Annotated in this window: 26 protein-coding genes and 2 tRNA genes; 6 read left to right on the top strand and 22 right to left on the bottom strand. The window is 40.6% G+C overall.

The genetic code is table 11. The features are described 5' to 3' along the window. Nucleotides 1-431 precede the first annotated feature (431 nt). The 7 genes from BN2425_RS02395 to BN2425_RS02365 all read right to left on the bottom strand — a co-directional run bounded on the left by BN2425_RS02395 (nt 432) and on the right by BN2425_RS02365 (nt 5,567). Nucleotides 432-1,571, bottom strand: a complete 1,140-nt coding sequence (locus BN2425_RS02395; protein ID WP_042454628.1) for an IS110 family RNA-guided transposase — start codon at nt 1,569-1,571, stop codon at nt 432-434. A gap of 674 nt (nt 1,572-2,245) precedes the next feature. After that, nucleotides 2,246-2,623, bottom strand: coding sequence for a hypothetical protein (locus BN2425_RS02390; protein WP_042454626.1), 378 nt, complete (start codon nt 2,621-2,623; stop codon nt 2,246-2,248). A gap of 29 nt (nt 2,624-2,652) precedes the next feature. Next, nucleotides 2,653-2,874 carry a hypothetical protein gene (locus BN2425_RS02385; protein ID WP_042454624.1) on the bottom strand — a complete coding sequence of 74 codons (222 nt, stop codon included), beginning with the start codon at nt 2,872-2,874 and terminating at the stop codon, nt 2,653-2,655. A 360-nt stretch (nt 2,875-3,234) separates the two neighbouring features. Beyond that, nucleotides 3,235-4,119 carry an ATP-binding protein gene (locus tag BN2425_RS02380; protein WP_042454622.1) on the bottom strand — a complete coding sequence of 295 codons (885 nt, stop codon included), beginning with the start codon at nt 4,117-4,119 and terminating at the stop codon, nt 3,235-3,237. 12 nt (nt 4,120-4,131) lie between these two features. Next, nucleotides 4,132-4,977, bottom strand: coding sequence for a hypothetical protein (locus BN2425_RS02375; RefSeq protein WP_042454620.1), 846 nt, complete (start codon nt 4,975-4,977; stop codon nt 4,132-4,134). A gap of 11 nt (nt 4,978-4,988) precedes the next feature. Next, nucleotides 4,989-5,261, bottom strand: coding sequence for a MerR family transcriptional regulator (locus BN2425_RS02370; RefSeq protein ID WP_042454618.1), 273 nt, complete (start codon nt 5,259-5,261; stop codon nt 4,989-4,991). Between the two features lie 30 nt (nt 5,262-5,291). Then, complete coding sequence (locus BN2425_RS02365) at nt 5,292-5,567, bottom strand: helix-turn-helix domain-containing protein (protein ID WP_042454616.1); 276 nt, start codon at nt 5,565-5,567, stop codon at nt 5,292-5,294. Nucleotides 5,568-5,699: 132 nt separating this feature from the next. On the opposite strand from BN2425_RS02365, the gene BN2425_RS02360 reads away from it, so the two are divergent. Next, complete coding sequence (locus BN2425_RS02360; protein WP_052352752.1) at nt 5,700-6,239, top strand: helix-turn-helix domain-containing protein; 540 nt, start codon at nt 5,700-5,702, stop codon at nt 6,237-6,239. An 18-nt stretch (nt 6,240-6,257) separates the two neighbouring features. Next, entirely contained in the window at nt 6,258-7,424 is a 1,167-nt protein-coding gene (locus BN2425_RS02355; RefSeq protein WP_042454614.1) for a site-specific integrase, read from the top strand. Nucleotides 7,425-7,538: 114 nt separating this feature from the next. Here BN2425_RS02355 and groL read toward each other — a convergent pair whose 3' ends face one another. Both groL and groES read right to left on the bottom strand, forming a co-directional pair. After that, the gene (gene groL / locus BN2425_RS02350; protein ID WP_042454612.1) at nt 7,539-9,167 is read right to left on the bottom strand and encodes a chaperonin GroEL; all 1,629 of its coding nucleotides are present in this window, start codon (nt 9,165-9,167) and stop codon (nt 7,539-7,541) included. Nucleotides 9,168-9,225: 58 nt separating this feature from the next. Further along, nucleotides 9,226-9,510 carry a co-chaperone GroES gene (gene groES, locus BN2425_RS02345; protein WP_042454610.1) on the bottom strand — a complete coding sequence of 95 codons (285 nt, stop codon included), beginning with the start codon at nt 9,508-9,510 and terminating at the stop codon, nt 9,226-9,228. Between the two features lie 371 nt (nt 9,511-9,881). Here groES and BN2425_RS02340 point away from each other — a divergent pair, with 371 nt between their 5' ends. Further along, nucleotides 9,882-10,598, top strand: coding sequence for a CPBP family intramembrane glutamic endopeptidase (locus BN2425_RS02340; protein WP_042454608.1), 717 nt, complete (start codon nt 9,882-9,884; stop codon nt 10,596-10,598). Beyond that, nucleotides 10,595-10,795, top strand: a complete 201-nt coding sequence (locus tag BN2425_RS02335; RefSeq protein ID WP_042454606.1) for a YdiK family protein — start codon at nt 10,595-10,597, stop codon at nt 10,793-10,795. The genes BN2425_RS02340 and BN2425_RS02335 overlap by 4 nt, the downstream gene beginning before the upstream one ends. Nucleotides 10,796-10,831: 36 nt before the next feature. On the opposite strand, the gene BN2425_RS02330 is transcribed toward BN2425_RS02335, so the two are convergent. The 5 genes from BN2425_RS02330 to BN2425_RS02310 all read right to left on the bottom strand — a co-directional run bounded on the left by BN2425_RS02330 (nt 10,832) and on the right by BN2425_RS02310 (nt 15,338). Then, complete coding sequence (locus BN2425_RS02330) at nt 10,832-11,539, bottom strand: hypothetical protein (RefSeq protein WP_042454605.1); 708 nt, start codon at nt 11,537-11,539, stop codon at nt 10,832-10,834. Nucleotides 11,540-11,554: 15 nt separating this feature from the next. Further along, nucleotides 11,555-12,271 (bottom strand): polymer-forming cytoskeletal protein, encoded by a 717-nt coding sequence (locus tag BN2425_RS02325; protein WP_042454604.1) that lies wholly within the window; start codon nt 12,269-12,271, stop codon nt 11,555-11,557. 12 nt (nt 12,272-12,283) lie between these two features. Beyond that, nucleotides 12,284-12,907, bottom strand: coding sequence for a YhbD family protein (locus BN2425_RS02320; protein WP_042454603.1), 624 nt, complete (start codon nt 12,905-12,907; stop codon nt 12,284-12,286). Nucleotides 12,908-13,006: 99 nt separating this feature from the next. Then, on the bottom strand, nt 13,007-14,620 hold the full coding sequence (locus BN2425_RS02315; RefSeq protein WP_042454602.1) for an acyl-CoA dehydrogenase family protein: 1,614 nt from the start codon (nt 14,618-14,620) through the stop codon (nt 13,007-13,009). A 289-nt stretch (nt 14,621-14,909) separates the two neighbouring features. Next, a complete protein-coding gene (locus BN2425_RS02310) occupies nt 14,910-15,338 on the bottom strand; it encodes a DUF4395 domain-containing protein (protein ID WP_042454601.1) in 429 nt (142 codons plus the stop codon). Nucleotides 15,339-15,501: 163 nt separating this feature from the next. Between BN2425_RS02310 and BN2425_RS02305 the strand changes: the two genes are divergently transcribed. Continuing rightward, on the top strand, nt 15,502-16,329 hold the full coding sequence (locus tag BN2425_RS02305; protein ID WP_042454599.1) for a DegV family protein: 828 nt from the start codon (nt 15,502-15,504) through the stop codon (nt 16,327-16,329). Between the two features lie 36 nt (nt 16,330-16,365). Here the strand turns inward: BN2425_RS02305 and BN2425_RS02300 are convergent, their stop codons facing one another. Together BN2425_RS02300 and moaC are read right to left on the bottom strand one after the other, a co-directional pair. Continuing rightward, a complete protein-coding gene (locus BN2425_RS02300; RefSeq protein WP_042454597.1) occupies nt 16,366-17,025 on the bottom strand; it encodes a redox-sensing transcriptional repressor Rex in 660 nt (219 codons plus the stop codon). Between the two features lie 5 nt (nt 17,026-17,030). Further along, on the bottom strand, nt 17,031-17,537 hold the full coding sequence (gene moaC / locus BN2425_RS02295) for a cyclic pyranopterin monophosphate synthase MoaC (protein ID WP_042454595.1): 507 nt from the start codon (nt 17,535-17,537) through the stop codon (nt 17,031-17,033). 230 nt (nt 17,538-17,767) lie between these two features. Here moaC and BN2425_RS02290 point away from each other — a divergent pair, with 230 nt between their 5' ends. After that, complete coding sequence (locus BN2425_RS02290) at nt 17,768-19,687, top strand: ABC-F family ATP-binding cassette domain-containing protein (RefSeq protein WP_042454593.1); 1,920 nt, start codon at nt 17,768-17,770, stop codon at nt 19,685-19,687. A gap of 478 nt (nt 19,688-20,165) precedes the next feature. On the opposite strand, the gene tsaD is transcribed toward BN2425_RS02290, so the two are convergent. The 6 genes from tsaD to BN2425_RS02260 all read right to left on the bottom strand — a co-directional run bounded on the left by tsaD (nt 20,166) and on the right by BN2425_RS02260 (nt 23,401). Next, nucleotides 20,166-21,188, bottom strand: coding sequence for a tRNA (adenosine(37)-N6)-threonylcarbamoyltransferase complex transferase subunit TsaD (gene tsaD, locus BN2425_RS02285; protein ID WP_042454739.1), 1,023 nt, complete (start codon nt 21,186-21,188; stop codon nt 20,166-20,168). Next, complete coding sequence (gene rimI / locus BN2425_RS02280; RefSeq protein WP_042454591.1) at nt 21,185-21,634, bottom strand: ribosomal protein S18-alanine N-acetyltransferase; 450 nt, start codon at nt 21,632-21,634, stop codon at nt 21,185-21,187. The genes tsaD and rimI overlap by 4 nt, the downstream gene beginning before the upstream one ends. Nucleotides 21,635-21,643: 9 nt before the next feature. Then, complete coding sequence (gene tsaB / locus BN2425_RS02275; RefSeq protein WP_042454589.1) at nt 21,644-22,351, bottom strand: tRNA (adenosine(37)-N6)-threonylcarbamoyltransferase complex dimerization subunit type 1 TsaB; 708 nt, start codon at nt 22,349-22,351, stop codon at nt 21,644-21,646. Beyond that, complete coding sequence (tsaE, locus tag BN2425_RS02270) at nt 22,348-22,803, bottom strand: tRNA (adenosine(37)-N6)-threonylcarbamoyltransferase complex ATPase subunit type 1 TsaE (RefSeq protein WP_042454738.1); 456 nt, start codon at nt 22,801-22,803, stop codon at nt 22,348-22,350. The genes tsaB and tsaE overlap by 4 nt, the downstream gene beginning before the upstream one ends. 444 nt (nt 22,804-23,247) lie before the next feature. Further along, nucleotides 23,248-23,324: transfer RNA gene (locus BN2425_RS02265), tRNA-Asp, on the bottom strand. Nucleotides 23,325-23,327: 3 nt separating this feature from the next. Then, a tRNA-Met gene (locus BN2425_RS02260) sits at nt 23,328-23,401 on the bottom strand. Nucleotides 23,402-23,567 lie beyond the last annotated feature (166 nt).

Raw genomic sequence — 23,567 nt, 5'->3', positions numbered from 1 at the left:
ATAATGTATTCGACTTAAAAAAATAACATGATTGTCATAGTCATTTATAAGTTTTTGCAGTTCATCCTTAACAATACGTTGGCGTCTTAGTACTGGAACATCCTTTAAACTTAAAGCCAGTTCCTTATTAACGTTAATAGATGGAAAGTCCATCTATTCAATTTCCTTATGTAAATCATTTCCACTACTTTGTTTATATTTTATAAGTAAATATTGATACCTTTGTCTTCGAATGGACTGTATTTCTTCATTTAACCGCTCAATAATATTCATTTATTCACCTCTTTTCTGTGAAAATAAATTAACCTTGGCCTTTAGGTATGCATTAGATCGAGGTTGGAAATCCTAAAAGTAACCTAAAAAAGCCAGTAAGAAAGCAGAGGGACCTGTGGGAGGGCAACTCTGTTTAAGCTTATTGAATTTTGGTTATACTAACTAATTTGCTTTTCTTTAAAAGGCTCCTTGTTTATAAGCATGGAGTAGATAATTCGAAGCATTCGATGCGATATGGCAACGAGTGCTTTTTTCTTTCCTCTTCTTGCTGCTATTGACCAATATTTTGCTGCTAACCATCGATTTCGACATCTTGATACAGCCCAGGCGGCTTCACACATCGCTGACTTAATGTGAGGATTTCCTTTTGTGGTCCTTGTACTTTTTCGTTTCCCAGCACTTTCATGATTTCCTGGTGATACTCCAGCCCATGAGGCTAAATGCTGAGAGGTAGGAAACTGTCCCATATCCACTCCAATTTCCGCAATGATGATCGCCGCTGTGTCTTTTTTAATACCTGGAATTGTGAGTAGTAAGCTCAATTCTTCTTGATAGTTTTTCAAAAGGTTATCCACACGTTCTTCAATTTCAGAGATTAGCGATTCCAAATATATGATGTGTTGCCAAGACTGTCTAATAAGAAAAATTTGATGTTCGTTTAAAGTACCAAAAAGTGAATCAGTAATTTTCTGCTTCTTTCCAGCCATTTTTCCATGTATGCTATTTTCAACGTCAGATTCATCTACATATCCTTGTTCAATTAACTTTTTGAGAAGTTTCCTCCCTGATACGCCAAAAACATCGGAAATGACTGAACTGAGTTTAACATTTGAACACACTAATACCTTTTGAATCCGGTTCTTCTCCGATGTTAAGTGGCCTATCCACTTCTTACGAAGTCGTGTTAAATCACGAAGTTCCCGAATATCAACAGGTGGAACAAAGCTTTTTTCAATCAGCCCATGTCTTAATAATTTTGCAATCCATTCTGCATCAGAAACATCGGTTTTCCGACCAGGGACATTTTTAATTCGTTGTGCATTAGCGAGTGTAATATCAAAGTAATCTTCCAAGATGTTAAATACGGGTTTCCAATAAACACCGGTACTTTCCATCGCAATATGAGTGACTCCATGATGTTCAAGCCACTGTAATAAACGATAAAGATCTTTTGTAAGAGTAGGGAAAGTTTCCGTTACCTTAAGCAAGTCGTCTTCTCTACTCCCGGAAATTACACAAGCTACAATTGTCTCCGCATGGACATCTAATCCAGCACATCGTTCGATAAACACTTCCATAGAAAAACTCCTGTCTATTAAGATCACAAACAGTGAGTGAATTTGTAAAATAAGCATTTTTCTGTCCGTAGTCATCCTTCCGTAAGGAAGAAGCTAACAAAGGGTTGAACACCAAATTCACTCAAACAGTTTTATTTACAGGGTCTAACGCCACCATAAAAAGGCACATCCTTAAATACTGTTTGTGTCACTAACATTATGGACAGGAGGAATTAATTTTCATGCCTGGGTTGGGAGAGAAAGCTCATGATTGTTTTATTAGAGATTTCTTAGTACTTATATTACACGATTGGAAGATAGGTAGGAACGGATTCACTTGAAATACTAATCTTTTTTTATGTCATTTTACCTAGTAAATTACTCCCTCCTAATACAGCAGGGTCCCATCTTGTTTGGTCTTTAATGTACTCAATCTCAAGTAATTCAAATCCTCTTTCTTTACCAAAACCGATTCACTGCAAGTATTAATTATAGAATATGCCCTTAAAGAATTTGATTGCATTAAAAAAGGAGCACAAAATTGCTCCTTATTCCTGATAATCACATACACTCCAAATATCCAAAATGAGCTCCTTGATAGCTGGGCCCACATTAGGCTGGTATGTATATAAACCGACTACACCCAACTCCCGGTAGCTCATCTTTCAACTATATTTATTTGGAACCATTACACTTTAGGAGTTCCAGATTTTTAATTCAGGTTCCTGTGTATGCGGAACCTTTACTTTCTCGTTCAGATATTTATATGTCGCCTTTAGATTGTGATACCAAACATCAATCTCTGTTTCTTCCTCATATCTCGGTTCATAACCTCCGTTCATTGCAGCAACTTTAATAAAAACATTCCGGTAAGCAAATGTCCTGTCAACGACACTTTCCTCACACAACTGGCAGTAGCGAATGCAAGCTTGCAAATTACCTTCTTCAATAGCAGGAGAAAGGCTTTCCATTTCATCATGCCTTTTAACCCTATCTTGCCACTCTTGAACAAGGTCTTTTCCCTTTGGCTTTATATTTCGCTCAAGATATTTCAGCCGAGATTTTAAACTCATTTAAAATCGGTCCTTTCAATAATTCATTACTATTCCTGGTTATCAACCATTTTCTCAATCTTGCTCATCCTTTCCGCTAAATCTCCTAATTCCATTGATTTTAAAGCTGTATTCGATAAGGTTGCTATAGTTTTGGCTTTGTCTATTGTCATTTCTCCATCTTTCAGCAAAATATTAATCACCTTTGCTAACATCCTTCTAATGTCTTGAGGCTTGTTAATCCTAATGTCTTTAGTAAAATGTTTATTCATACTTTGGCTCCTTTTCTTGTAAACTAGAAATATTCCAGTACATCAAGGGTTTCGCCAATTTTAAGTTTACAAAACGTGATAAAAAATCCGATTTATGTTTCATCATTGTAAAAATAAGTCCTTTTTTTCCGGAATATTAATTCTCTCCGGCCCTTCTAAGCGAGATTTTGTTTTTCATTTTTTAAGTGTAATCCATAGGAAAAGGATAAATGTTAGGAACCTACAGGAGCCCTTGAGAATTGTCTTTGGGCTCTCTGTAAGTTTCTAGCAGTCCTAAAGGGAAAAAATGGCGTGTATGTGGGCTGATTTACCTTACATTCTATATCAATTACTCTGTACATTTCCCCTTAGAAAATCCATTTAATGACCCTGGAGTTTTTTTCTATAATCATAATTTTCTATGAATAAATCTATAAATTTTGTATTATTATAAAGACGGCTAAAGACACGATCTCCCACTGCAAATGGTAAGTCTGTATCCGTCAAATTGCTTGTGTAGATTGTCGGTTTCCCAGACCGACCCTCTACAATTTGAAATAACATTCCCTTTCTCCAATCGTCATTTCCCCCGATTGCCTCTGAGCACATATCATCCAGGACTAGAAGATCTAATCTTTTAATATCCCTAAAAATATCCTCTTCAGATTTAGAAGCTCCTTTTCTGTAGGTTGTCTTAAACATTGATAGCAACTGACCTGTAGTTAAAAAACCTACGGAAAAGCCTTTTTCTTTCACTTCTTTTATAGTCCTTGCAATTGCAGCACATAGATGACTTTTTCCTGTTCCGGGATTTCCCATAATTAGCAAGTTGTAAAGTTCACCTGCCAAAAACATTTTTGTATATGTCATTGCCGTTTCTTTTGCCTTCGAAGTAACATCGTTAGTTTTCTCGAAATTCTTAAACCCAGCAGCCATTAAATCCTCCGGAAGGAGAAAATACTCGTTCGTAAGCCTTTCACCAATTAATGTTCTTAATTCTTCTAAGCTATTACTTTGATAAATATTGAAAGCTTCCTTATCCCTACAAACTGAGCATTTCATCGTTTTGCCAACTGCATACCAATCATCTTGATTTATCATTCGATAAAATAACCCACTTGCAGTTTCGTCCCCACAACTAGGACATGGCAATTTATATTGGTATTCCGTTTCGAAATCGTCTCGTTCAGCTAATGTCGGAACTATTTTTTTAACAGCATCTTTATAAACATCCTCGATTTTCATAAAACGCTTAATAGCTTGCATCAAGCCAACCTCCTAAAAAGGCATTTCCGCCTCTAATTCTTCAATTTTACGTAATTCTTCTTTTGTTAAGGGTTTTCTTTCCGGCCAATGTTCCGGACGTTTTGTTGGAATATCGTGGGGACTTTTCTTTTTCTTATCATTTGCTGATTTAATCTTTGCTACCAATTGATCATATTGTTTTCTTAATTTTGCTGGAGAAAGGATATTAGTTTTCCAGAAAGAATCCAGCTGACACCAATCGATTAAATATTTAATTTGATCTTCAGTTCTATTGTCTCTTTCCATCATCAATCGGATATCATTTGACCACTTTTGAAGGTCAGGCTCTTTAAATGCCTCGTTGTTTTTCCTGATGTTATGTAAAAGCCTTAATGATAACTGAAAAGGAACACTCTCTTCATCGTAAGTTTTTGACTTACGACAAGAAGTATTTATATCTTTTTTATCGTTCTTAACATTCTTGATTGTGTCTGCCAACGGTCTGCCAACGGTCTGCTCGTAGTCTACTTTTGGTCTGTTTTTTGTTTCCGAATCGTGATAAACACTGTATTTACATATGGTTATCATGGTTTTTTTGTGGTCTGATTTTTTAACAATCATTCCGTCTTTTTCGAGAATTTCTAAAAAACCTCTTAATTTTGACTTTCCCCATTTCCAACGGTCCATTAGTTTTAATTCAGATGTAACAAAGCTTCCTCTTTCTAATTCAATCAATTCATTACCGTGAATAAACTTAGTATCTTTATGGCTAGCCATCATCAATAGGTCAATCCAAGCCTCATACTTTGAGAAAATTCTTTTCTCTTTATATAACCAATGGTCTTGAATTTGACGATGTAACTTAATCCATCCCTGCATTATCACCTCACCTACACATTTTTCTTCTTTTCAATAGACCATAGGTCAATGTAGTCCTGGACCTGTTTTCGGTTAAATACCCACTTCTTCCCTATTCGTATTGATGGAAAGTTTGGATCACTAAGGAATAGTTTTTCTATTGTGGGCCATGATAACGAGAGCATCTTACACAATTGCTTTGTATCCATTAACATTGATTGAAGTTCGATTTTGTCTAATCGCTTCTGTACCTCAGCCAAATACAAGGCCTTTAACTCTTCGTCATCCAGCCTTATTTCAAGCATGTTTCCACCTCACCCTTTGGTAAATCTACTTTAAAGTTCATCCAATCCCACCCCTTCTTTCCTTTTTTCAATTCTGGTACAAAAATATGCGACTTGCTTATCAAGAGTAATAGCAATTTGTTGAATTGTAGAAGGACGTATTCTTTTTTTATTTCCTCTTTCAATTTCTCCAATGGTTTTTCTTGTTACGCCTGACTTTTCGGCAAGTTTTGATATTGTCCAGTCTTTTTCAACCCGTGCAATTTTTACTTTTGCTCCATCAATATTTAGGTACTGTTCATGCTTAACTTGTAGTGTACACTCCATAATCACACCTCCACTAATTACTCGATTTGAGTACAAATTAATAATAACAACCCATTTTGAGTAATTCAAGTTGAAAATCGTACCCAAACTGTGTAATATTAAAGTGTAATTACTCAATAGGAGGAATGTATTATGATTGGAGAACGGATCAGGGAACTAAGGAAAAGGAGAAACATGACTTTAAGGGAATTAGCTTCTGAATTGGGGATTCCTTTTACAACTCTAGGTAATTATGAACGTGGGGATCGAAGCCCTGATTTTGGTTTAGTTTTAAAAATAGCCAAATATTTTGGGGTTTCAATGGATTACCTTACAAGAGGGGATGACATTGTTAACTTTGAAGAATACCAGGTTATTCGGTACACTGAAGACTTTAATCAAATGCTTAGTAAAACTGAACCTGGTTTAAGAGAACAAATATTAAAAATACATGATATATTATTTTTTCTAACGTGTGATCATGCCATCGGAAATCAAGAAAATAAAGAGCTAGATTATTTACAGAAAATCTTTAATTCTATCCTTAAAGCAAAAAACGGCTTTGGCATGGGAAATAAAAAAGGTGGATTTTCACCATCGGAAAAATATGAACTTTTAAGAATAGCTCAAAGAGAAAAGGATGAAATTAGTAAATCCCTAAATGAACTTTTTGAAATTTACATTGAAAAATGAAAAAGGAGCTAAGCTAACATGGCAAAATTCAGGCAACGAGGGAAAACATGGAGTTATCATATTTATTTAGGGCTGGATCCACTTACAAAAAAACGCAAGGAGATATCTAAAGGTGGCTTTAAAACACAACGAGAAGCAAAGGCAGCAGCACGCCTAGTTGAATTAGAAATTCAAAATGGCACTTTTACCAAAGAATCCGATATGCCTTTTGAACAATTCGCCCAGGATTGGTTAAAAACGTATAGTCACAGTGGTGTGAAGATAAGCAGTGTGAGAGCTCGAGAAAAAGAAATGAAGCATTTTACCTCTGTTTGGGGACCTTATCCAATCAGCCGCATTACTAAGAAAATGTATGAAGAAAGGATTCTGGAATTAAACGAAAAATACAGCCAAAATTATATGGATGGTATTCATGCTTGCGGAAGAATGATTTTTCGGAAAGCATTAACTCAAGGACTGATAAAAATTAATCCTACTGAGGATTTAAAAATGCCTAAAAAGCAGCAAAGTGTTGAAGAACTGGAGAAGGCAGAAGAGAAAATTGTTTTTCTTGAAAAAGAAGAGCTTGCCCATTTTCTTAAATTAGCCCATACAGACGGGCTTGAAATGGATCATCTTGTCTTCACGGTACTATCCTATACTGGATTACGAATAGGTGAATTATTGGCCTTAAAATGGGGGGATTTTAACGAAAAGCAAGGTACTATCCGAGTTACTAAAACTCTTTATAACCCTACCAATCATTTTGAAAAATATCAGCTTTTAACGCCAAAAACAAAAGGCTCTGTCCGTACAATCAAGATTGATGAAATGCTTATCAGCATGTTAAAGAAGCATCGGCTTAAACAAAATGAAATGAAATTAAAAAATAGACCTATATATCAAGACAACGAGTTTATTTTTGCTCGAGAGGATGGGCATCCACAATTAAGAAAAGTTGTTGAGACCCGGCTTAAAAGACTTCTGAAAAAAGCAGAGATAGTAAAGAACATTACTCCACACTCATTTAGACATACCCACACTTCATTATTGATTGAAGCTGGAGTCGGCATTAAAGAAATACAACAGAGGCTTGGACATACAGATATTAATACGACAATGAACATCTATGCTCATATGACCGCCAATATGGAAGAAAAGGCCTCCCAACAGTTTAGCAAACTGATGAAAGACCTTCTCCTTTAGTTAGCTTTTTAGTCATAGGTTGCCCTGCTTTTTTTAAAAACGAGGACAAATCCGAGGACAAGAAAAGCATATTATTATTTTAGACGTTGATATAACAAGGTTTTAAAACCCCTATTACATCATGCCGCCCATTCCACCCATGCCGCCCATGTCAGGCATTGCAGGAGCATTCTTTTCAGGCAGGTCAGCTACAACTGCTTCAGTTGTTAAGAACATAGCAGCAACAGATGCAGCATTTTGAAGAGCTGAACGAGTTACCTTAGTTGGGTCAACGATACCAGCTTCGATCATGTTTACCCACTCGCCAGTAGCAGCATTGAATCCAGTGCCAACTTCTTCACGTTTTAAGCGCTCAACGATAACAGATCCTTCAAGACCTGCGTTCTCAGCAATGGTGCGAACTGGAGATTCGATGGCACGAAGAACGATGTTAATACCTGTTTGAACATCACCTTCAGCTTGAATACCAGCTACTTTATTGTATACGTTTAGAAGCGCAACGCCACCGCCGGATACGATTCCTTCTTCAACTGCGGCACGAGTTGAGTTAAGAGCATCTTCAATGCGAAGTTTGCGTTCTTTTAATTCTGTTTCAGTTGCAGCACCAACTTTGATGACTGCTACACCGCCAGCTAATTTAGCTAAGCGCTCTTGTAATTTTTCACGGTCAAATTCAGAAGTTGTTTCTTCTAATTGAGCACGGATTTGGTTAACGCGGCCTTGGATATCTTCAGTAGCGCCAGCGCCCTCTACGATTGTAGTGTTTTCTTTTGTAACCACAACTTTAGCAGCACGGCCTAAAGAAGCAACCGTTGCAGATTTAAGGTCACGGCCAAGCTCTTCAGTAATTACTTCACCGCCAGTTAGGACAGCGATATCTTCAAGCATAGCTTTACGACGGTCACCAAAGCCAGGAGCTTTAACAGCAACAGCATTGAAAGTTCCACGAAGCTTGTTGACTACTAATGTAGAAAGAGCTTCCCCTTCAATATCTTCAGCAACAAGCAATAATGGCTTACCTTGTTGAACCACTTGCTCTAATAATGGAAGGATTTCTTGAATGCTAGAAATCTTCTTGTCAGTGATTAGGATATATGGATTTTCTAGAACAGCTTCCATTTTTTCTGTGTTGGTTACCATGTAAGCTGAAACATATCCACGGTCGAATTGCATACCTTCTACAACATCTAGTTCAGTTGTGAAGCCTTTAGACTCTTCAATTGTGATAACGCCGTCGTTACCAACACGCTCCATTGCCTCAGCAATCAATTGGCCAACTTCGTCGTCAGCAGAAGAGATCGCAGCAACTTGAGCGATAGAAGATTTTCCTTCGATTGGTTTTGAAATAGCTTTTAGCTCTTCAACAGCAGTAAGCACAGCTTTTTCAATCCCTTTGCGGATGCCCATTGGGTTCGCACCAGCTGTTACGTTCTTTAAGCCTTCGCGGATCATCGCTTGAGCAAGAACAGTAGCAGTTGTTGTACCGTCACCGGCAACATCGTTTGTTTTGCTTGCTACTTCAGCAACTAGTTTTGCACCCATGTTTTCGAATGCATCTTCTAATTCGATTTCTTTTGCAATCGTCACACCGTCGTTCGTGATTAATGGTGAACCAAATTTTTTCTCAAGAACCACGTTGCGTCCTTTAGGTCCAAGAGTGACTTTTACTGCATTTGCTAGAGTATCAACACCGCGAAGCATCGCGCGGCGAGCGTCTTCACTAAATTTAATCTCTTTAGCCATTGTAAAATAACCTCCTCATATGATATAAAAGCTTGTTTATTTAAGAGACGTGATTTTTTTAGCCAACAATCGCAAGAATGTCAGTTTCACGTAAAATTAAGTATTCGGTACCTTGGTATTTAACCTCAGTTCCAGCGTATTTTGAGAAGATAATGCGATCGCCTACAGAAACTTCAAGTGCTACACGTTCGCCGTTGTCAAGTACACGGCCTGTACCAACAGCAACTACTTTTCCTTCCGAAGGCTTTTCCTTAGCTGTGTCCGGTAATACAATACCGCTTGCAGTTTTTTCTTCTGTTTCAACTAGTTCGATGACAATGCGATCACCTAGTGGTTTTAACATACAAACAACCTCCTCAAATATATGTTATTCGGGTCATTATTAGCACTCGGTAATGATGAGTGCTAACACAATTATTATAATAATGAATCTAAAAATCTTTTGCAAGTATGAAGCATAAATTTTTTAAAAAGAATTCTGTTTTTTTCCACCTTATAAAGTATGTGATGAACCTCCCAATCTATACATTATTTTCCTGCAAAAACGAAAAAGTTCATTTCCCCCTTGCATGAAAAGCATTTAAAATTGAAAGTTACCTATATTTAACGGTAGAATGAAAAAGAATTGCCTAAGTAAATACAACAGCACAATATCCGAGAAGAGTATAAGATTATCTTTCTATATCAAAAATAGAAGACAAAGGAGACGAAAGATTGAAACGGGAATATTGGATTATTTTAATCGTGTATATTGGAATGCAATTTTCCAGTCTGGTCGGGGTTCCCTTACTTATGCTGGTTTTACCTACAATCGGGATTGACAAGCAGCAAGCTGTTCCTGTTTGGCTGCTCATCAGTTTTTTAGCCGCCTTGCTGATTACGCTTTTTATCCTGCGCAAGGAAATGAAAAGCCAACGAGCAATCGGCAGTTCTTGGGGACAATCGGTCCAATGGGCCTTCCTTGGTTTTTTTCTGGCTCTGTTCTCCCAATATGCTGCCGCCATTGTGGAGTCGATGTTAGGTGTCCAAAGCGGCTCCGAAAATACCCAGCAGATTCTTCATTTAATTGATACATTCCCGCTGGCGATTATCGTCACTTCCATTTTCGGTCCGATCCTGGAAGAAGTCGTCTTTCGAAAAATTATCTTTGGAAGCCTTTATAGGCGCTATAACTTTTTTATATCCGGCCTAATCAGCTCCGTCATCTTTGCTCTTGCCCACATGGAGCCGGAACACATCATCCTATACTCAGCGATGGGCTTTACCTTCGCCTTTCTCTATGTAAAAACAAAACGGATCATCGTACCGATGTTTGCCCATGTTGCCATGAATACGATGGTCGTTTTGGTCCAATCTGTTTTTCGTGATGATATTGAAAGACTGTTAAAACAAGCTGAGGCGGTGCAAAACTTTATCGGAGGTTTCTTATGAGACGTTCACCTTTTGTTTCCGGTCTGATTTATTTTTTAATTGGCGGTCTGTTTACGTTCTTCGCCATCGACGATGTTCAAGATAATGGCTGGGGCTTTTTTAGCTACCTACTTGTTATCCTTGCAACCTTTGACTTTGGCTCCGGTATCAAACTGATCGCCTTTCATTTTAAATATAGAGACCAATTGAAAAAATAGAGCAAATCCCCTAGATATGATCCAGGGGATTTTTGTTTATACCTTTTTAAACGTTTTAATAGAGGCAGATTTATCTTGAATTAGATTTTCAGAATACTCTACTGTCCCAATTTCACAGCCTTTACCGATTTTTACAAACTTCCCCCGTACAATCTCAGCCTTTGTATTTTCAAGAGAAACGTCATCCCCTTCGATTACTTTCGCTGTCAGAAATCCCGTATCCTTTACAAACGGAAGAAAAGACGATTTCTTTTTGATCTTAATCTTTTCTCCACCTATTTCTTCCGCTGTACTTTCCCCAAAATGGAGGCCGACTTCAATGTGATCCGCATTTAGCAAGCCTTTTATCTCAAATCCACCTTTGAGGATAAAAGTTTCATATTCTACGTCCCCCTTTACCGATACACTGCCTTTCACATTAGCGGTTTCGCCTTGAAGCCTTTCCCCTACGGAAAGCGTCCCAAGGACCTTCATTTTATGGACAACCGCACTGCCTTCAATCGCCATATTCCCCATGATCAGCATGTCCCCAGCTTCCATATTCCCACTTATTTCTGACTCTCCGATTATTTTGATCGAATCTGTTCGCACCCCCTCTAACACTTCAGCGGTGCCATAGGTATTGAATACAGTACATTCAACATAGTTTTCGATTGTGGCTTCCCCTCTGATGCTGACTTTGTCATAACGACCTCCTGGGTAGTTCCCTGAGCCATTGATTTTAAGGTCTTGACTTGCTTTCATATGAACTCCCCCCTTTTATACCTTTCTGTATTCTTTTACGGTTGCTTTTTTATCGATTGTCAGTTCTTCTTTATATTCCACAAGGCCAATTTGGCACTTAGGGCCAATGGTCACATGGTTCCCCCGAATGACAGCGGCCTTTGTATTTTCTACTTCTATTTCATCCCCTTCGATTAAGTCCACCTCTAACTGTGTCGGTAGGAATGATTTGAACAATCCGAGCAATGCAGCCTTTTGTTTGATAAAAATTTTCTGCCCGCCAATTTCTTTCACCTTGCATTCACCAAACAGGCTTACCTCGATATGGTCCGCATTTAACAGACCTCCTATGGAAAAGTGAGATTCTGCTTTAAATAGCTCGGCTTCACAATCCTCTTTGACGACAAGCATTCCCTTCACTTTAATTTCCTCTGCCTTCAGCCTCCCGCCTATAACAGCCTTACCAGAGACCTCTACTGTTTTCGCAAATAGGTTTTCACCAATCTTTGCTGTCCCTTCAACTGTCATCAGGCCGGTTTCGATCGTTCCCTTCACTTTTCCATTGCCGCTAATCTTCACTTTATGGGAGGTAACATTTCCATTCACGCTGCCTGAACCATGGCATTCGAACTCCGTACAATCAATATCTGTATTAACGGTCCCAGTGCCGTTTATTTTCACATGGTGAAATTGCCCCCCGTTAGCTGACCCTAATCCATTCAGTGTCAAGTCGCCCCGTTTTTTCAGTTCCATACTGATTCTCCTTTATAATAATTTCGATTTGATTTCTTCGGCACATGTCATCAAGCTCAGTTGGGCAGCCACCTTTGTTCCCGTCTCGAAGGAGAAGCTTTCCGCGTTAACCACCAGCAGACAGGAGGAAATCCCCAGCTTTCTCATAATCACCAAATCACAGCTCTTCTGCTTCACCACAGCCCGATTTTCCTTCAACACCCCAAGCAGCATTTTCCCTTCATCCAGACTGATTTCCCCTGACTGAAGCAGCTTCTCAAGCACATATACTTCAAGAATGCGGGAAAAATCGAAAACTGAACTGCCTTTGTCGGTATCTATATAAATGTTCATCACTGTTTCTGAAACAATGTTACGTTTTAATAAATCATCCTTCGTTAATTGCAATTCGGATACATTAGGCGAAAACATGTCTGCCAGCTCATCTAGTGAAAGATTCTCCTTCATGGTTTGAATTCTTTCGATCCGCTGCAAAATCTTTTCTTTTGGAAAAAAGGTTTCCTGCCCAGTAAAGGTGGACTTCCTTATAAACCATTCTTCGGGAATTAGGTCCTTCCGCTTCCAACGATACAGCTGTCCGTAAGAAATCCCGGCCAGTTCTAATAAATCCTTCTTGGATATTAACTCCTCGCTCATTATTCAGAACCCCTTTCTTTCATAGCAACAGTGTAACATAACACTGTTACGTTTGCAAAGCCCAAAAATGGTGCCAGCAACTGACACCATTCTCCTGGTTTATTCCATATCTGCTAAAGCCACCTGTTGGTAGGCTTTAAAGAAGGAATCACAGAACAAATCCCAAGCTGCCGCAGCTTCGATTGATGCCTCACTTACCTCGCCTAAGACGGGTTTTTCCATGAGTTCAGCTAGTTGATTGGCAAATGACCTGATTGTGGTTTCGGAGGCTCCCTCCAAGACATGGGCGACAAACTCTTCCGGCGGATACCAGTCAGCCACCCGCTGCAGGTCGCGATAGATTTGCGTTAATAATAGATTACGTGGCCCTTCCCACTGCTCGTTGACCACGACGTCCCGAAAAATTCGCGGCAAAGAAGAGAATTCTTCCATGACTCCGTGTCCCGCAAAAACGGAGATGGCCTCGCGGAGGATTTCTGCCCCCTCATTGGTTGCACAAATTTTTTGCAGCAAGACGAGTTCCCGTAGATTGAATAGTCTTTTTCGAATCTCTAGTGGCTGATCGGAGTGGATCCCCGGGTGAAGTGGCTTTTCCAGTTTTAAAAATAAGTCATAGATTTTAAAAGCCCCTGCAGTTGTCCGTTGGGCGGCGTTTTCGATCTTCTTTAGTTTGCTGGCTGAAAGCGGATAGTCTTTTACCTTTTTGCCAAAAACGGTCCGGAAATCCCCATAAAGATTGGCTTCTCTTGCAGCCCGCAGCATAAATCCGGCACAGGCAATGCCGATTTCCAATCTTGATAGAGTTAAGACGATTCCCACGGCGACAGCAATCCCCTTATCCTTAGGGCCGATTGGATAGGCAAGCGCTCCGTTATATTGGATTTCTGCCGTCGGAAGTTCCGCTGTTCCCAATTTCCATTTGATGCGGTTAATTTCGTATCCGTTACGTTTTTCTTTTTCTTTATCGCCTGGGAGCCAGGACGGAACAATAAACGTGGAGACTTTATTGGTTCCGGTTATTTTGGCGGTGACTACTGAATAATCGGCATGTGCAGCCGAGCAGAAGAACTTATTCCCGTATAACCGGTAATACGCCCCTTCTGGCACTGCTTCCAAAACATTGGCCGGCAAATCGGACCCGCCTTGGATTTCCGTCATGAACTGGGCCCCGATGGCAAATTCTCCATGGATGCCTTCTTTTGTATGCTCGAGGATTTCTTGAAGCTCGGGGATATCTTCATTTGGAAACTGCTCTAATAGGGCCACTAAGCCATGGGTGCAGGTCAACGGGCAAGTGACTCCCGCTTCGCCGAGCTGATGGATTAACATTCTTTTGACAAAGCTTTCCCATGGATGGATTTTGCTAGAAAACAGGCCTTCACCAAATATGCCCTTTTCAAGTTCGAGGGTTTCGAATGGCCGGACGATTCGATCAATCCGATGGTTAAATGCATCGTAGTGGAGCATGTAGGGACGAACTTCCGGACGGGCAATGCGTTCAGCTAAGGAATTCCATTTGGTTGATACAGTGGGGGAGAAAGTTTTTAAGGTTTCATCGATGGCTTCGTACTGCGCTGCGGTGAATTTTTTGACGGCTTTCTGTAGGAATGGCTCGTCCCGGTACCAGTCAAGGCTGGCGCGTTTTTCGAGAAATTCATCAAAGCTATAGGAATTGGCTCCTCTAGTGGCGTTGTCTTGGGAAGCGATGTTCATTGAATGTCACCCCTTCTTTTTGGGAGAATTTTACAAAATATTTAGTTTCATTTTAAGCTGGGGAAGGGGTGGGCGTCAATGTGAGGAATACGGCTGAGGTTTGAATGTGATTAGGGAATCATGAGGACAAATCTTTGTCGATTTTCGCAATTCTTGTCCTCATAACGGCTCCATGAAGACAAATCTCCTGGGATTTTCGTAATCCTTGTCCTCATAACATAGCTAGGACTAATCATCTCCCCATTAAAAAAAAGAGCTGCATAAAAACAGCTCTCTTCCTAAATTCTCTCTATTGTTGTTGGGTTCTGCGATATTGGTATTGTCTCCATTGGTAGTGGATAAAACAGCCGATGCAAAATCCCAGGATCGCGACAAACGCAGCAATCGCTACCAGCGCCGAAAACACATAACCGAGCGTATTCCAGCCCAGCACAAAACCGATAAATCCAATTCCAAGACAAGACACCGCAATCTTTTGGTTAAACTGCTGCTGCTCCCAGTCCTCTGGAATATACGATTTGGGATCCTTCTTTAAAAACAGCTTTGCTATTTGCATAACCGGATTAAATCCGAATAATAAACCAAGTATTCCTGCTATAAATGGTATTAATAAGATCCACTCATAACCGGTTACCCATGTTAGGAGTACACTAATCACAATCACCCATTGATTGGTTTTAACAAGCGGACGTGGAATCGACCGAACAGCTTCTGTCATTTTAATCCCGACCTTTCTTATTAGTTTTATAGGTTTACATACATTTTACCCGTATCCTTCAAATTTGTATAGGGAGAACGACCAGACAAATTATTTAAAGTACCATCCACTCCGCTAACTGTTATACTAAAATAAAAGAAAAATATTTAAGGACGGGGTCTCTATGATCAAAATTATCACCGATAGCTCGGCTGATTTGCCGAAACATTTAATAGAAAAATACAACATCACTGTGGTCCCGTTGACCGTTCTGATCGACAACAAAACCTTTTCTGAAGGAGTCAGCCTGTCCCCACAGGACTTTTTTACAAAAATGTTCCATTCAGATGAGCTGCCAAAAACATCTCAACCTTCACCGGCCTTGTTTGCCAAAACCTTTAACCAATTCACCAAAGATGACCAGCTGCTTTGCCTGACCATTTCATCCGGCCTGAGCGGCACCTATCAATCTGCCTGCCTTGGCAAAGACCTGTCAGACGCCAACGTCACAGTGTTTGATACACTTGCCGGCTCGTTAGGACATGGATTGCAAATTATCCGTGCCGCAGAACTCGCCCAGCAAGGCCAGTCGATGGAGGAAATCCTGAAGGACCTGACCGATTACCGAGAAAAAATGACCATCCTGGTCCTCCTGGATACCCTGGAGAATATCGTCAAAGGCGGCCGCCTCAGCAAGTTTCAAGGCTCGTTAGCGAAAATTCTTAATATCAAGGTTATTTTAGAAAGAGTCGAGGGCGGGAAAGTCGAGATCAAAGAGAAAGTTAGAGGCAAGAAACGATTTCATAATCACACAATGGAACTCATTCAAGAGAAACACAGTGATTTTTCTAATACGGTATTTGGGATTACTCACACCGGTAATGTGGAGGAAGCCGAAGCCATTAAGCAAGAACTCATAGAAAGGTTCCAACCTAAAGACGTTCTCGTCAACTACATGGGGGCAACAATGGGGACCTATGCCGGCAAAGGCGGCATGATTATCTCATTTTAAAAAGAACAGACCTTTTTGATAAGGTCTGTTCTTTCTTTAATCTTCCTCTGGTTCCAAGGTATTTGGATAATGTTTTAAAAAGTATACCAATGACTGCAGTTCGACTGCTAAATCAATATGATGAACACGAATGGCGGGTGGAACATTTAACCGGGCCGGGGTAAAATTTAGGATCCCTTTGACACTGGTTTTCACAATTCGGTCCGTAATTTGTTGGGCAACCGGAGCCGGTACCGTCAAAATAACAACCGGAATATTTTCCTCGACTAGGTAATTTTCCAATTCATCCATGGAGTAAACCGGAACATCCCCAATCGAAGTCCCAATTTTCTCAGGGGACACATCAAACGCACATTCAATTTTTGTATTATTATTTTTCATAAAATTATAATGCAAAAAAGCGGTTCCTAAATTACCTACACCAATCAAGGCTACCTTGGTCAATTCATCCTGATCGAGTGTTTTCCGAAAGAAATTTAGGAGATAATTGACGTTATAGCCATATCCTTTTTTCCCCAAAGCACCAAAATAGGAAAAGTCCCGGCGAATCGTTGCCGAATCTACCTTTACAGCCTCGCTTAATTCTGCTGAAGAAACCCGTTGTTTCCCGGAGGCATGCAGGTTTTGGATGAATCGATAATATAAGGGTAGTCGTTTCGCTGTTGCCTGTGGAATCTTTGTTGTCTCGTTCGCCATACTCCTCACCTCTCAAAATGATTTATGTCTTCTCTAATAAAGTCGCCGTTTTTCCCTCCGGTTTTCCTTACTAAATAGGTCGGGCCAATTACCATGCCCTTATCGACAGCTTTACACATATCATATACCGTTAATGCGCAAGCCGATGCCGCTGTTAGCGCTTCCATCTCGACGCCAGTGCTGCCCTTTGTTTTTACTTCGGCTCGTATAAGTAACTTATACTGATTCTCCTCCACAGGTTCCCATGAAAAGTTCACGTTCACACCGGTCAAGGGGATTGGATGACACATTGGAATGATGTCCCATGTTTTTTTAGCCGCCATGATGGCTGCAACCTGGGCCACCGCCAGAACATCGCCTTTTTTCATTTGATTATTGGTCACTTTTTCATAAATTTCTTTGCTGACCGTGATGCTGGAGTGAGCTAGTGCCGTCCGTGCGGTTTCCGGCTTATCACTAACGTCCACCATCTTGGCCCTGCCTTCTTCATTAAAATGCGTAAACTCAGCCATAAAAAAAGCCTCCCAAAGGAATAATACTATATTTTCACGAATCTGTCTGTGAAACTTTGAACGAATTAGATTATTTTTTTCCAAAAGTTCTATTAACCGCTATTATTGACCCCTTTACAGCCCAATTAACAAAGCCTTTCCCAAAATATACACATACCCGAAAAACGTCCCTTTATTGCCGACCTATTCGGAATAAGGTACACTATTCATAGGTAATTGAGGTGAAAAAAATGATTTTATTACAAGTTAATCAACTGCAAAAATTTTATGGTGCTGACCTTATTTTATCGAATATAAAGCTTGAATTACAAACCCGGGACCGCGTTGCCGTGGTCGGGCGTAATGGAGCCGGAAAATCGACTCTTTTGAAAATTATTGCCGGCCATCTGTCGCATGATGGCGGGGAAATCATCAAACCTAAGGATGTCTCGATCGGTTATCTCGCACAAAATACGGGTTTGGAGTCAACCCTCTCGATATGGGAGGAAATGCTGACTGTTTTCGAAGAATTACGGATCATGGAAAAAACGTTAAGACGGCTGGAGGAGCAAATGGCTGACCCTGACATTTTCAACAATCAGGGAAAGTATGAACGGATTTTAAAAGATTACGACCAACTACAGGTAAAGTTTAAAGAGCAGGGTGGCTATCAATTTGAAGCGGACATCCGCTCTATCCTGCATGGATTAAACTTTCAGGACCACTCACTGATGATCTCGAGCCTCAGTGGCGGACAAAAGACCCGGTTAGCTTTGGGTAAACTGCTTTTGACCAAGCCTGATATTTTAATTTTGGACGAGCCTACCAACCATCTCGATATTGAGACGCTCTCCTGGCTCGAGCAATATTTGCAAGGATATGACGGGGCGATTCTCATCGTTTCCCACGACCGCTACTTTCTAGATAAAGTGGTAACACAAGTCTACGAACTGTCGCGCCGGCAAATGCAAAAGTATACAGGCAACTACAGTGCCTATCTGGAACAGAAGGCAGCCAATTACGAACGGGAAATGAAGCTGTACGAAAAGCAACAGCAAGAGATTGCTGCCCTCCAGGACTTTATCCAAAGAAACCTAGCGCGGGCTTCAACCACTAAACGGGCACAAAGCCGCCGAAAGAAACTCGAGAAGATAGAAGTAATGGACCGTCCACAAGGCGATGAAAAATCGGCCAACTTCTTGTTTGATATTGAAAAACAGAGTGGAAATGACGTGTTAACGGTAGAGTCACTTGCAGTCGGTTATGATGGCGATAAAGTGTCTGAGGGAATTTCCTTTCGTGTGTTTCGCGGGGATAGCATTGCCCTTGTCGGTCCCAATGGTATCGGCAAATCAACCCTGTTAAAGACAATTATCAAGAGGCTTCCGTCCCTTGCAGGAACGGTCCAATATGGGACAAACTTATCCATTGGATATTATGATCAGGAGCAAGCAAACCTATCCTCCAATAAACGTGTCTTAAACGAATTATGGGACGAATACCCGCTCAAGCCGGAAAAAGAAATCCGCACCGTTTTGGGGAATTTCCTGTTCTCTGGTGATGATGTATTAAAAACAGTCTCCTCCTTAAGCGGCGGTGAGAAGGCTCGGCTGGCATTGGCCAAGCTGATGATGGAAAAAGCCAATCTATTAATTCTCGACGAGCCGACTAACCACTTGGATCTGGACAGCAAGGAAATTTTGGAGAATGCCTTAGTCGATTATCCGGGAACGATTTTGTTCGTTTCCCATGACCGATACTTTATTAACCGGATTGCCACAAAGGTATTAGAGCTTAGTCCAACAGGCAGTACCGAATATCTTGGCGATTACGATTATTATTTAGAAAAGAAACTAGAACAAGAAGAGCTGGCCGCCTTGGAGGCACAATCATCACAGCAGAAAGCCGCAGCCAATGACCAGATTGAAAAAACAAGTTATCAACAAGACAAAGAATCTAAAAAGCTTGAACGTCAGCGCAAAAGAAAACTAGAAGAAATCGAACAGAAGATTGAACAACTAGAAGAAGAAATACAATCCTATGAACAGCAATTATGCGAGCCTGAAGTATTCCAAGACCACGAAAAAGTATTAGAAATTAATAGTAAGAATGAACAAGCCAAAGCAGACCTCGAACAATTAATGGAAGAATGGGCTGATTTGGCGGAATAATGGTGATACCGGACACTTTTGTCCGGTTTTTTTTTACATAAAGTATTATAGAAAGATAATAATTTCTTGTTTTTCCACAAGCTTATTCACAAAAAGGATGGCTTTATTAAAGTAATCCACTGACTTTTCCACATTATCCACAATTTATATTGAATTTATCCACATTATCAACAAACTTTATAACTTATCCACAGTTCCATCGTTATGTATGCGATTTTATTATCCACAGTTATTCATTTAAACAAACGTTTAGTTAAAAACTTGAGAAACTAATCAAACGTTTAATTATTCTTACTCAATCGTTTGATTAATCGCGAAAACCCATTTAAAACATGTGTTCAGCAGTTTTAATCAAATGTTTAATTATATTTAAACAAACAATTAATTAAATCTCTTCATTCCTACTTAAACGTTTAATTAAGAATCCTTTTTAACCCAATTTACTTTTCCACAAAAAAATTCCCCTTTTAAGGGGAACTTAGTTAAATATCTCAATATCTAACCCAGGGTTGGCATTCAAGGTCATTTCGGCTCTAATTCCTTTTTCAAACATGACACTGCCTGCAGCAGCAATCATGGCAGCATTGTCGGTACATAATGATAACGGAGGAATGACCAGTTCCACATCAGACTGCTGTGAAAAGGTCTGTTGTAATGCTTCCCTTAGGCCCTTATTAGCCGCAACGCCACCAGCCACTAATAATTGTTTGACTCCATATTGTTCAACAGCCCTTTTCGCTTTCGTCACTAAAACGTCGACAACACTGGCTTGAAAGCTGGCAGCCAAATCTTCCGGGGCAATTGTTTCACCGCGCTGCTCAGCATTGTGGACTGTATTAATCACAGCCGATTTCAAGCCGCTAAAGCTAAAATCGTAAGAGCCTTCTTCCAGCCATGCACGGGGCAGATCAATTGTTGGAGTTCCTTCATGGGCCATCCTGTCAATGTGCGGTCCGCCTGGGTACGGCATATTTAACGTTCTGGCTACCTTGTCATAGGCCTCACCAGCCGCATCGTCGCGCGTCTCCCCAATTACCTCAAAATGGCCGTGCTCTTTCATGTAGACCAGCTCAGTGTGTCCCCCGGACACTACCAAAGCCAATAGCGGAAATTTAAACTCTGTCACTAACCGGTTCGCATAAATGTGCCCAGCAATATGATGGACAGGGACCAGCGGCTTTTGATTGGCAAATGCCAGTGCCTTGGCAGCATTGACACCAATCAACAGGGCGCCTACCAATCCCGGACCTTCTGTAACCGCTATGGCATCAATATCAGCCATCGTTACGTGCCCTTGACTAAGGGCCTCCTCCAACACAATGGTCATTTGCTCGACATGATGACGGGAGGCAATTTCTGGAACCACACCCCCAAACCGTTTATGGCTTTCGATTTGCGATGCTACCACATTGGCTGTTATTTCCCGGCCATTTTTAATAATGGCTACAGCTGTCTCATCACAGCTTGTCTCAATTCCTAAAATTAATTGATCTTTCATTATAAGTTCACCCACATTACTAAGGCATCTTCCTGATTATCCGAATAATAGTTTTTCCGGATTCCGCCATTTTGAAATCCCATTTTTCGATACAGAGATTGTGCCACATAATTTGTTACCCTTGCTTCCAGGGTCATGCTCTTAGCGCCCATTTCCCTGGCCGTCGTCATTAATTTGCGCATCATGGCTTCCCCAAGCTTCCTGCCGCGGTATTCCGGCAGAATGGCTACATTCGTAATATGCGCCTCATCAAGGACAATCCATACCCCGCAGTAGCCAATGACTTTATCACCGTGCTCTAACACAATGTAGACGGCAAATTTGTTGTTATGCAATTCATTATAGAAAGCTTCCCTGCTCCACGGCAGGGTAAAAGATGCATGTTCAATCTCTAAAACCTGATCAATATCCTCTTCCCTCATATAACGAAAACTAAATGTGTCTTCCATTTATCTATCCTATCCTTTTATGATTTTTCCCTGTTTCTCCAGCCATTTGGCCTCTGCTTCTGCCAACCGGATATAGTTCGGGACAAAAGTGTGGATATCTTCTCCTGGTTTATCCATTCCTAATAAACCCAGCTCCGCCGGCCGGGGATTCTGTTCCGTCATTCCAGCAAAAACCGCCTGTGTCCCTAGTTTCTCTTGCAAAACGGAACGGTGCAGCGGCAAATCAGTTCCTACAAATAATATACGTTGTTTGGTTTTGGAAAGCTTTTCCGCCCAATCAACCGCTAGCACAAGCTGATCCGGCTCCACCACAGTTAATTTGCCGTTCTGAAACTGGTAAAGACCTGTATAGATTTGCCCTCTTCTCGCGTCGAATAGCGGGGATACATAGCCATCAAAATACCGTCCTGTCCCTGCAGCCAAAACTTCTAAGCTTGAAACCCCTACAAGAGGAATGTTCAGTGTCCAAGCCAATGTCTTGGCAATCGTGACCCCAATCCGGACGCCGGTGTAAGACCCTGGCCCTTTTGCCGTCACAATTTTCGTCAGGTCAGCGGGAACCCGCTCACATTCCTTCATCAGGGTCTCAATCGCCGGCATAATCCGGATAGAATGATTCTTTTTTAAATTGGTAATATATTCGCCAAGGACTCGGTCCTCTTCTAAAAGCGCTACTCCTAATGGATTATTAGAAGTATCAATCGCTAATATTGTCATTGAAAAATCTCCTTACATAATTCCTCATATCGCTTGCCCTTAGGCACGAGAACGATTCTCCGTTTATCATCGCTTTCATGATACAGATAAATCGTTAACCGCGCTTCAGGCAGCTGCTCTTCAATCAAATGGGCCCACTCTACTACGGTGACTCCTTCACCCTCAAAGTATTCATCGAAACCTAAGTCCTCTAATGCGTCTTCTACCCGGTACACATCCATATGATACAAGGGCAATCTGCCATGATATTCTTTAATAATGGTAAAAGTCGGGCTATTGACTGTTTTCTTGATTTCTAATCCCAATGCCAAGCCTTTGGTAAAGGTTGTTTTACCTGCCCCTAAGTCTCCTTCAAGAGCAATGACATCTCCAGGCTGCAACAGTGCAGCAAGCCTTTGGGCAAACTGGGAAGTTTCTTCAGAGCTTGCTGTATTTCGTTCAAATTGGTTCATACCATCACCTTTTATCCATGCCTTATACATATCTTCATTTTACCTTATTTTTTCATAAAAAAAACCTTAGGCACTCGCCTAAGGACACCTAATCTATAGTAGTTTACCTGATTTTTATCTTTTGAGCAAAAAAAGTTAGGTTACAGCCTTTGAAAGACAGGCGAATGGTTCTGTTCTGACCAGCACAGTTAGCAATTTTAGCTTTAGGATTTTTATTAACGACACTTCTGTGTTTTTTTCTGCAAAATTGTCTTTAAGAAGCTCCATTAAAGACATTTTATCAAAATATTTTCGGTGTTTTGTCGTTAATAGGGCCTATTAACGACATTTCTTCGAGTTTTTTTCTAATTTTGTCTTTAATAGAAATGATCGAGAATGCTTTAAAAATAGTTAAATGCAAACAAAAAAACACACTTTTTCCAGTGTGTTTAATCTGCTATGTAATGGCGGTCTGGACGGGACTCGAACCCGCGACCTCCTGCGTGACAGGCAGGCATTCTAACCAACTGAACTACCAGACCAGATTGCGGGGGCAGGATTTGAACCTGCGACCTTCGGGTTATGAGCCCGACGAGCTACCGGACTGCTCCACCCCGCGATAATAAAAGTTATTAATATTGTCCATGCTCATAGTTTCATGGACTGTCCCCATCTCAGTAGCTTATTCAAGTAGCAGTTCGATGGGTACAACTCGCAGATTATTCGATGAGGCAACGCTCGTTGCTTCACCCCGCGATAATATTATTTTAAAACAGCCTGGCAGC

It is taken from the genome of Neobacillus dielmonensis (assembly GCF_000612665.1).
GTDB classification, from domain to species: Bacteria; Bacillota; Bacilli; order Bacillales; family Cytobacillaceae; genus Neobacillus; species Neobacillus dielmonensis.
Note: the sequence above shows the minus strand (reverse complement) of the source record. Positions and strands in the feature narration are given on the sequence as shown.

What these genes read in the sequence shown, in the direction of transcription:
- tsaE (WP_042454738.1), bottom strand. Translation starts at nt 22,803, where the DNA reads ATGAACCAATTTGAACGAAATACAGCAAGCTCTGAAGAAACTTCCCAG.
- BN2425_RS02360 (WP_052352752.1), top strand. Translation starts at nt 5,700, where the DNA reads ATGATTGGAGAACGGATCAGGGAACTAAGGAAAAGGAGAAACATGACT.
- BN2425_RS02310 (WP_042454601.1), bottom strand. Translation starts at nt 15,338, where the DNA reads ATGACAGAAGCTGTTCGGTCGATTCCACGTCCGCTTGTTAAAACCAAT.
- BN2425_RS02370 (WP_042454618.1), bottom strand. Translation starts at nt 5,261, where the DNA reads ATGCTTGAAATAAGGCTGGATGACGAAGAGTTAAAGGCCTTGTATTTG.
- BN2425_RS02395 (WP_042454628.1), bottom strand. Translation starts at nt 1,571, where the DNA reads ATGGAAGTGTTTATCGAACGATGTGCTGGATTAGATGTCCATGCGGAG.
- BN2425_RS02305 (WP_042454599.1), top strand. Translation starts at nt 15,502, where the DNA reads ATGATCAAAATTATCACCGATAGCTCGGCTGATTTGCCGAAACATTTA.
- BN2425_RS02385 (WP_042454624.1), bottom strand. Translation starts at nt 2,874, where the DNA reads ATGAATAAACATTTTACTAAAGACATTAGGATTAACAAGCCTCAAGAC.
- rimI (WP_042454591.1), bottom strand. Translation starts at nt 21,634, where the DNA reads ATGGAAGACACATTTAGTTTTCGTTATATGAGGGAAGAGGATATTGAT.
- groL (WP_042454612.1), bottom strand. Translation starts at nt 9,167, where the DNA reads ATGGCTAAAGAGATTAAATTTAGTGAAGACGCTCGCCGCGCGATGCTT.
- BN2425_RS02325 (WP_042454604.1), bottom strand. Translation starts at nt 12,271, where the DNA reads ATGGAACTGAAAAAACGGGGCGACTTGACACTGAATGGATTAGGGTCA.
- BN2425_RS02330 (WP_042454605.1), bottom strand. Translation starts at nt 11,539, where the DNA reads ATGAAAGCAAGTCAAGACCTTAAAATCAATGGCTCAGGGAACTACCCA.
- BN2425_RS02290 (WP_042454593.1), top strand. Translation starts at nt 17,768, where the DNA reads ATGATTTTATTACAAGTTAATCAACTGCAAAAATTTTATGGTGCTGAC.
- BN2425_RS02335 (WP_042454606.1), top strand. Translation starts at nt 10,595, where the DNA reads ATGAGACGTTCACCTTTTGTTTCCGGTCTGATTTATTTTTTAATTGGC.
- tsaB (WP_042454589.1), bottom strand. Translation starts at nt 22,351, where the DNA reads ATGACAATATTAGCGATTGATACTTCTAATAATCCATTAGGAGTAGCG.
- BN2425_RS02300 (WP_042454597.1), bottom strand. Translation starts at nt 17,025, where the DNA reads ATGGCGAACGAGACAACAAAGATTCCACAGGCAACAGCGAAACGACTA.
- BN2425_RS02380 (WP_042454622.1), bottom strand. Translation starts at nt 4,119, where the DNA reads ATGCAAGCTATTAAGCGTTTTATGAAAATCGAGGATGTTTATAAAGAT.
- BN2425_RS02375 (WP_042454620.1), bottom strand. Translation starts at nt 4,977, where the DNA reads ATGCAGGGATGGATTAAGTTACATCGTCAAATTCAAGACCATTGGTTA.
- moaC (WP_042454595.1), bottom strand. Translation starts at nt 17,537, where the DNA reads ATGGCTGAGTTTACGCATTTTAATGAAGAAGGCAGGGCCAAGATGGTG.
- BN2425_RS02320 (WP_042454603.1), bottom strand. Translation starts at nt 12,907, where the DNA reads ATGAGCGAGGAGTTAATATCCAAGAAGGATTTATTAGAACTGGCCGGG.
- BN2425_RS02355 (WP_042454614.1), top strand. Translation starts at nt 6,258, where the DNA reads ATGGCAAAATTCAGGCAACGAGGGAAAACATGGAGTTATCATATTTAT.
- groES (WP_042454610.1), bottom strand. Translation starts at nt 9,510, where the DNA reads ATGTTAAAACCACTAGGTGATCGCATTGTCATCGAACTAGTTGAAACA.
- BN2425_RS02365 (WP_042454616.1), bottom strand. Translation starts at nt 5,567, where the DNA reads ATGGAGTGTACACTACAAGTTAAGCATGAACAGTACCTAAATATTGAT.
- BN2425_RS02315 (WP_042454602.1), bottom strand. Translation starts at nt 14,620, where the DNA reads ATGAACATCGCTTCCCAAGACAACGCCACTAGAGGAGCCAATTCCTAT.
- BN2425_RS02390 (WP_042454626.1), bottom strand. Translation starts at nt 2,623, where the DNA reads ATGAGTTTAAAATCTCGGCTGAAATATCTTGAGCGAAATATAAAGCCA.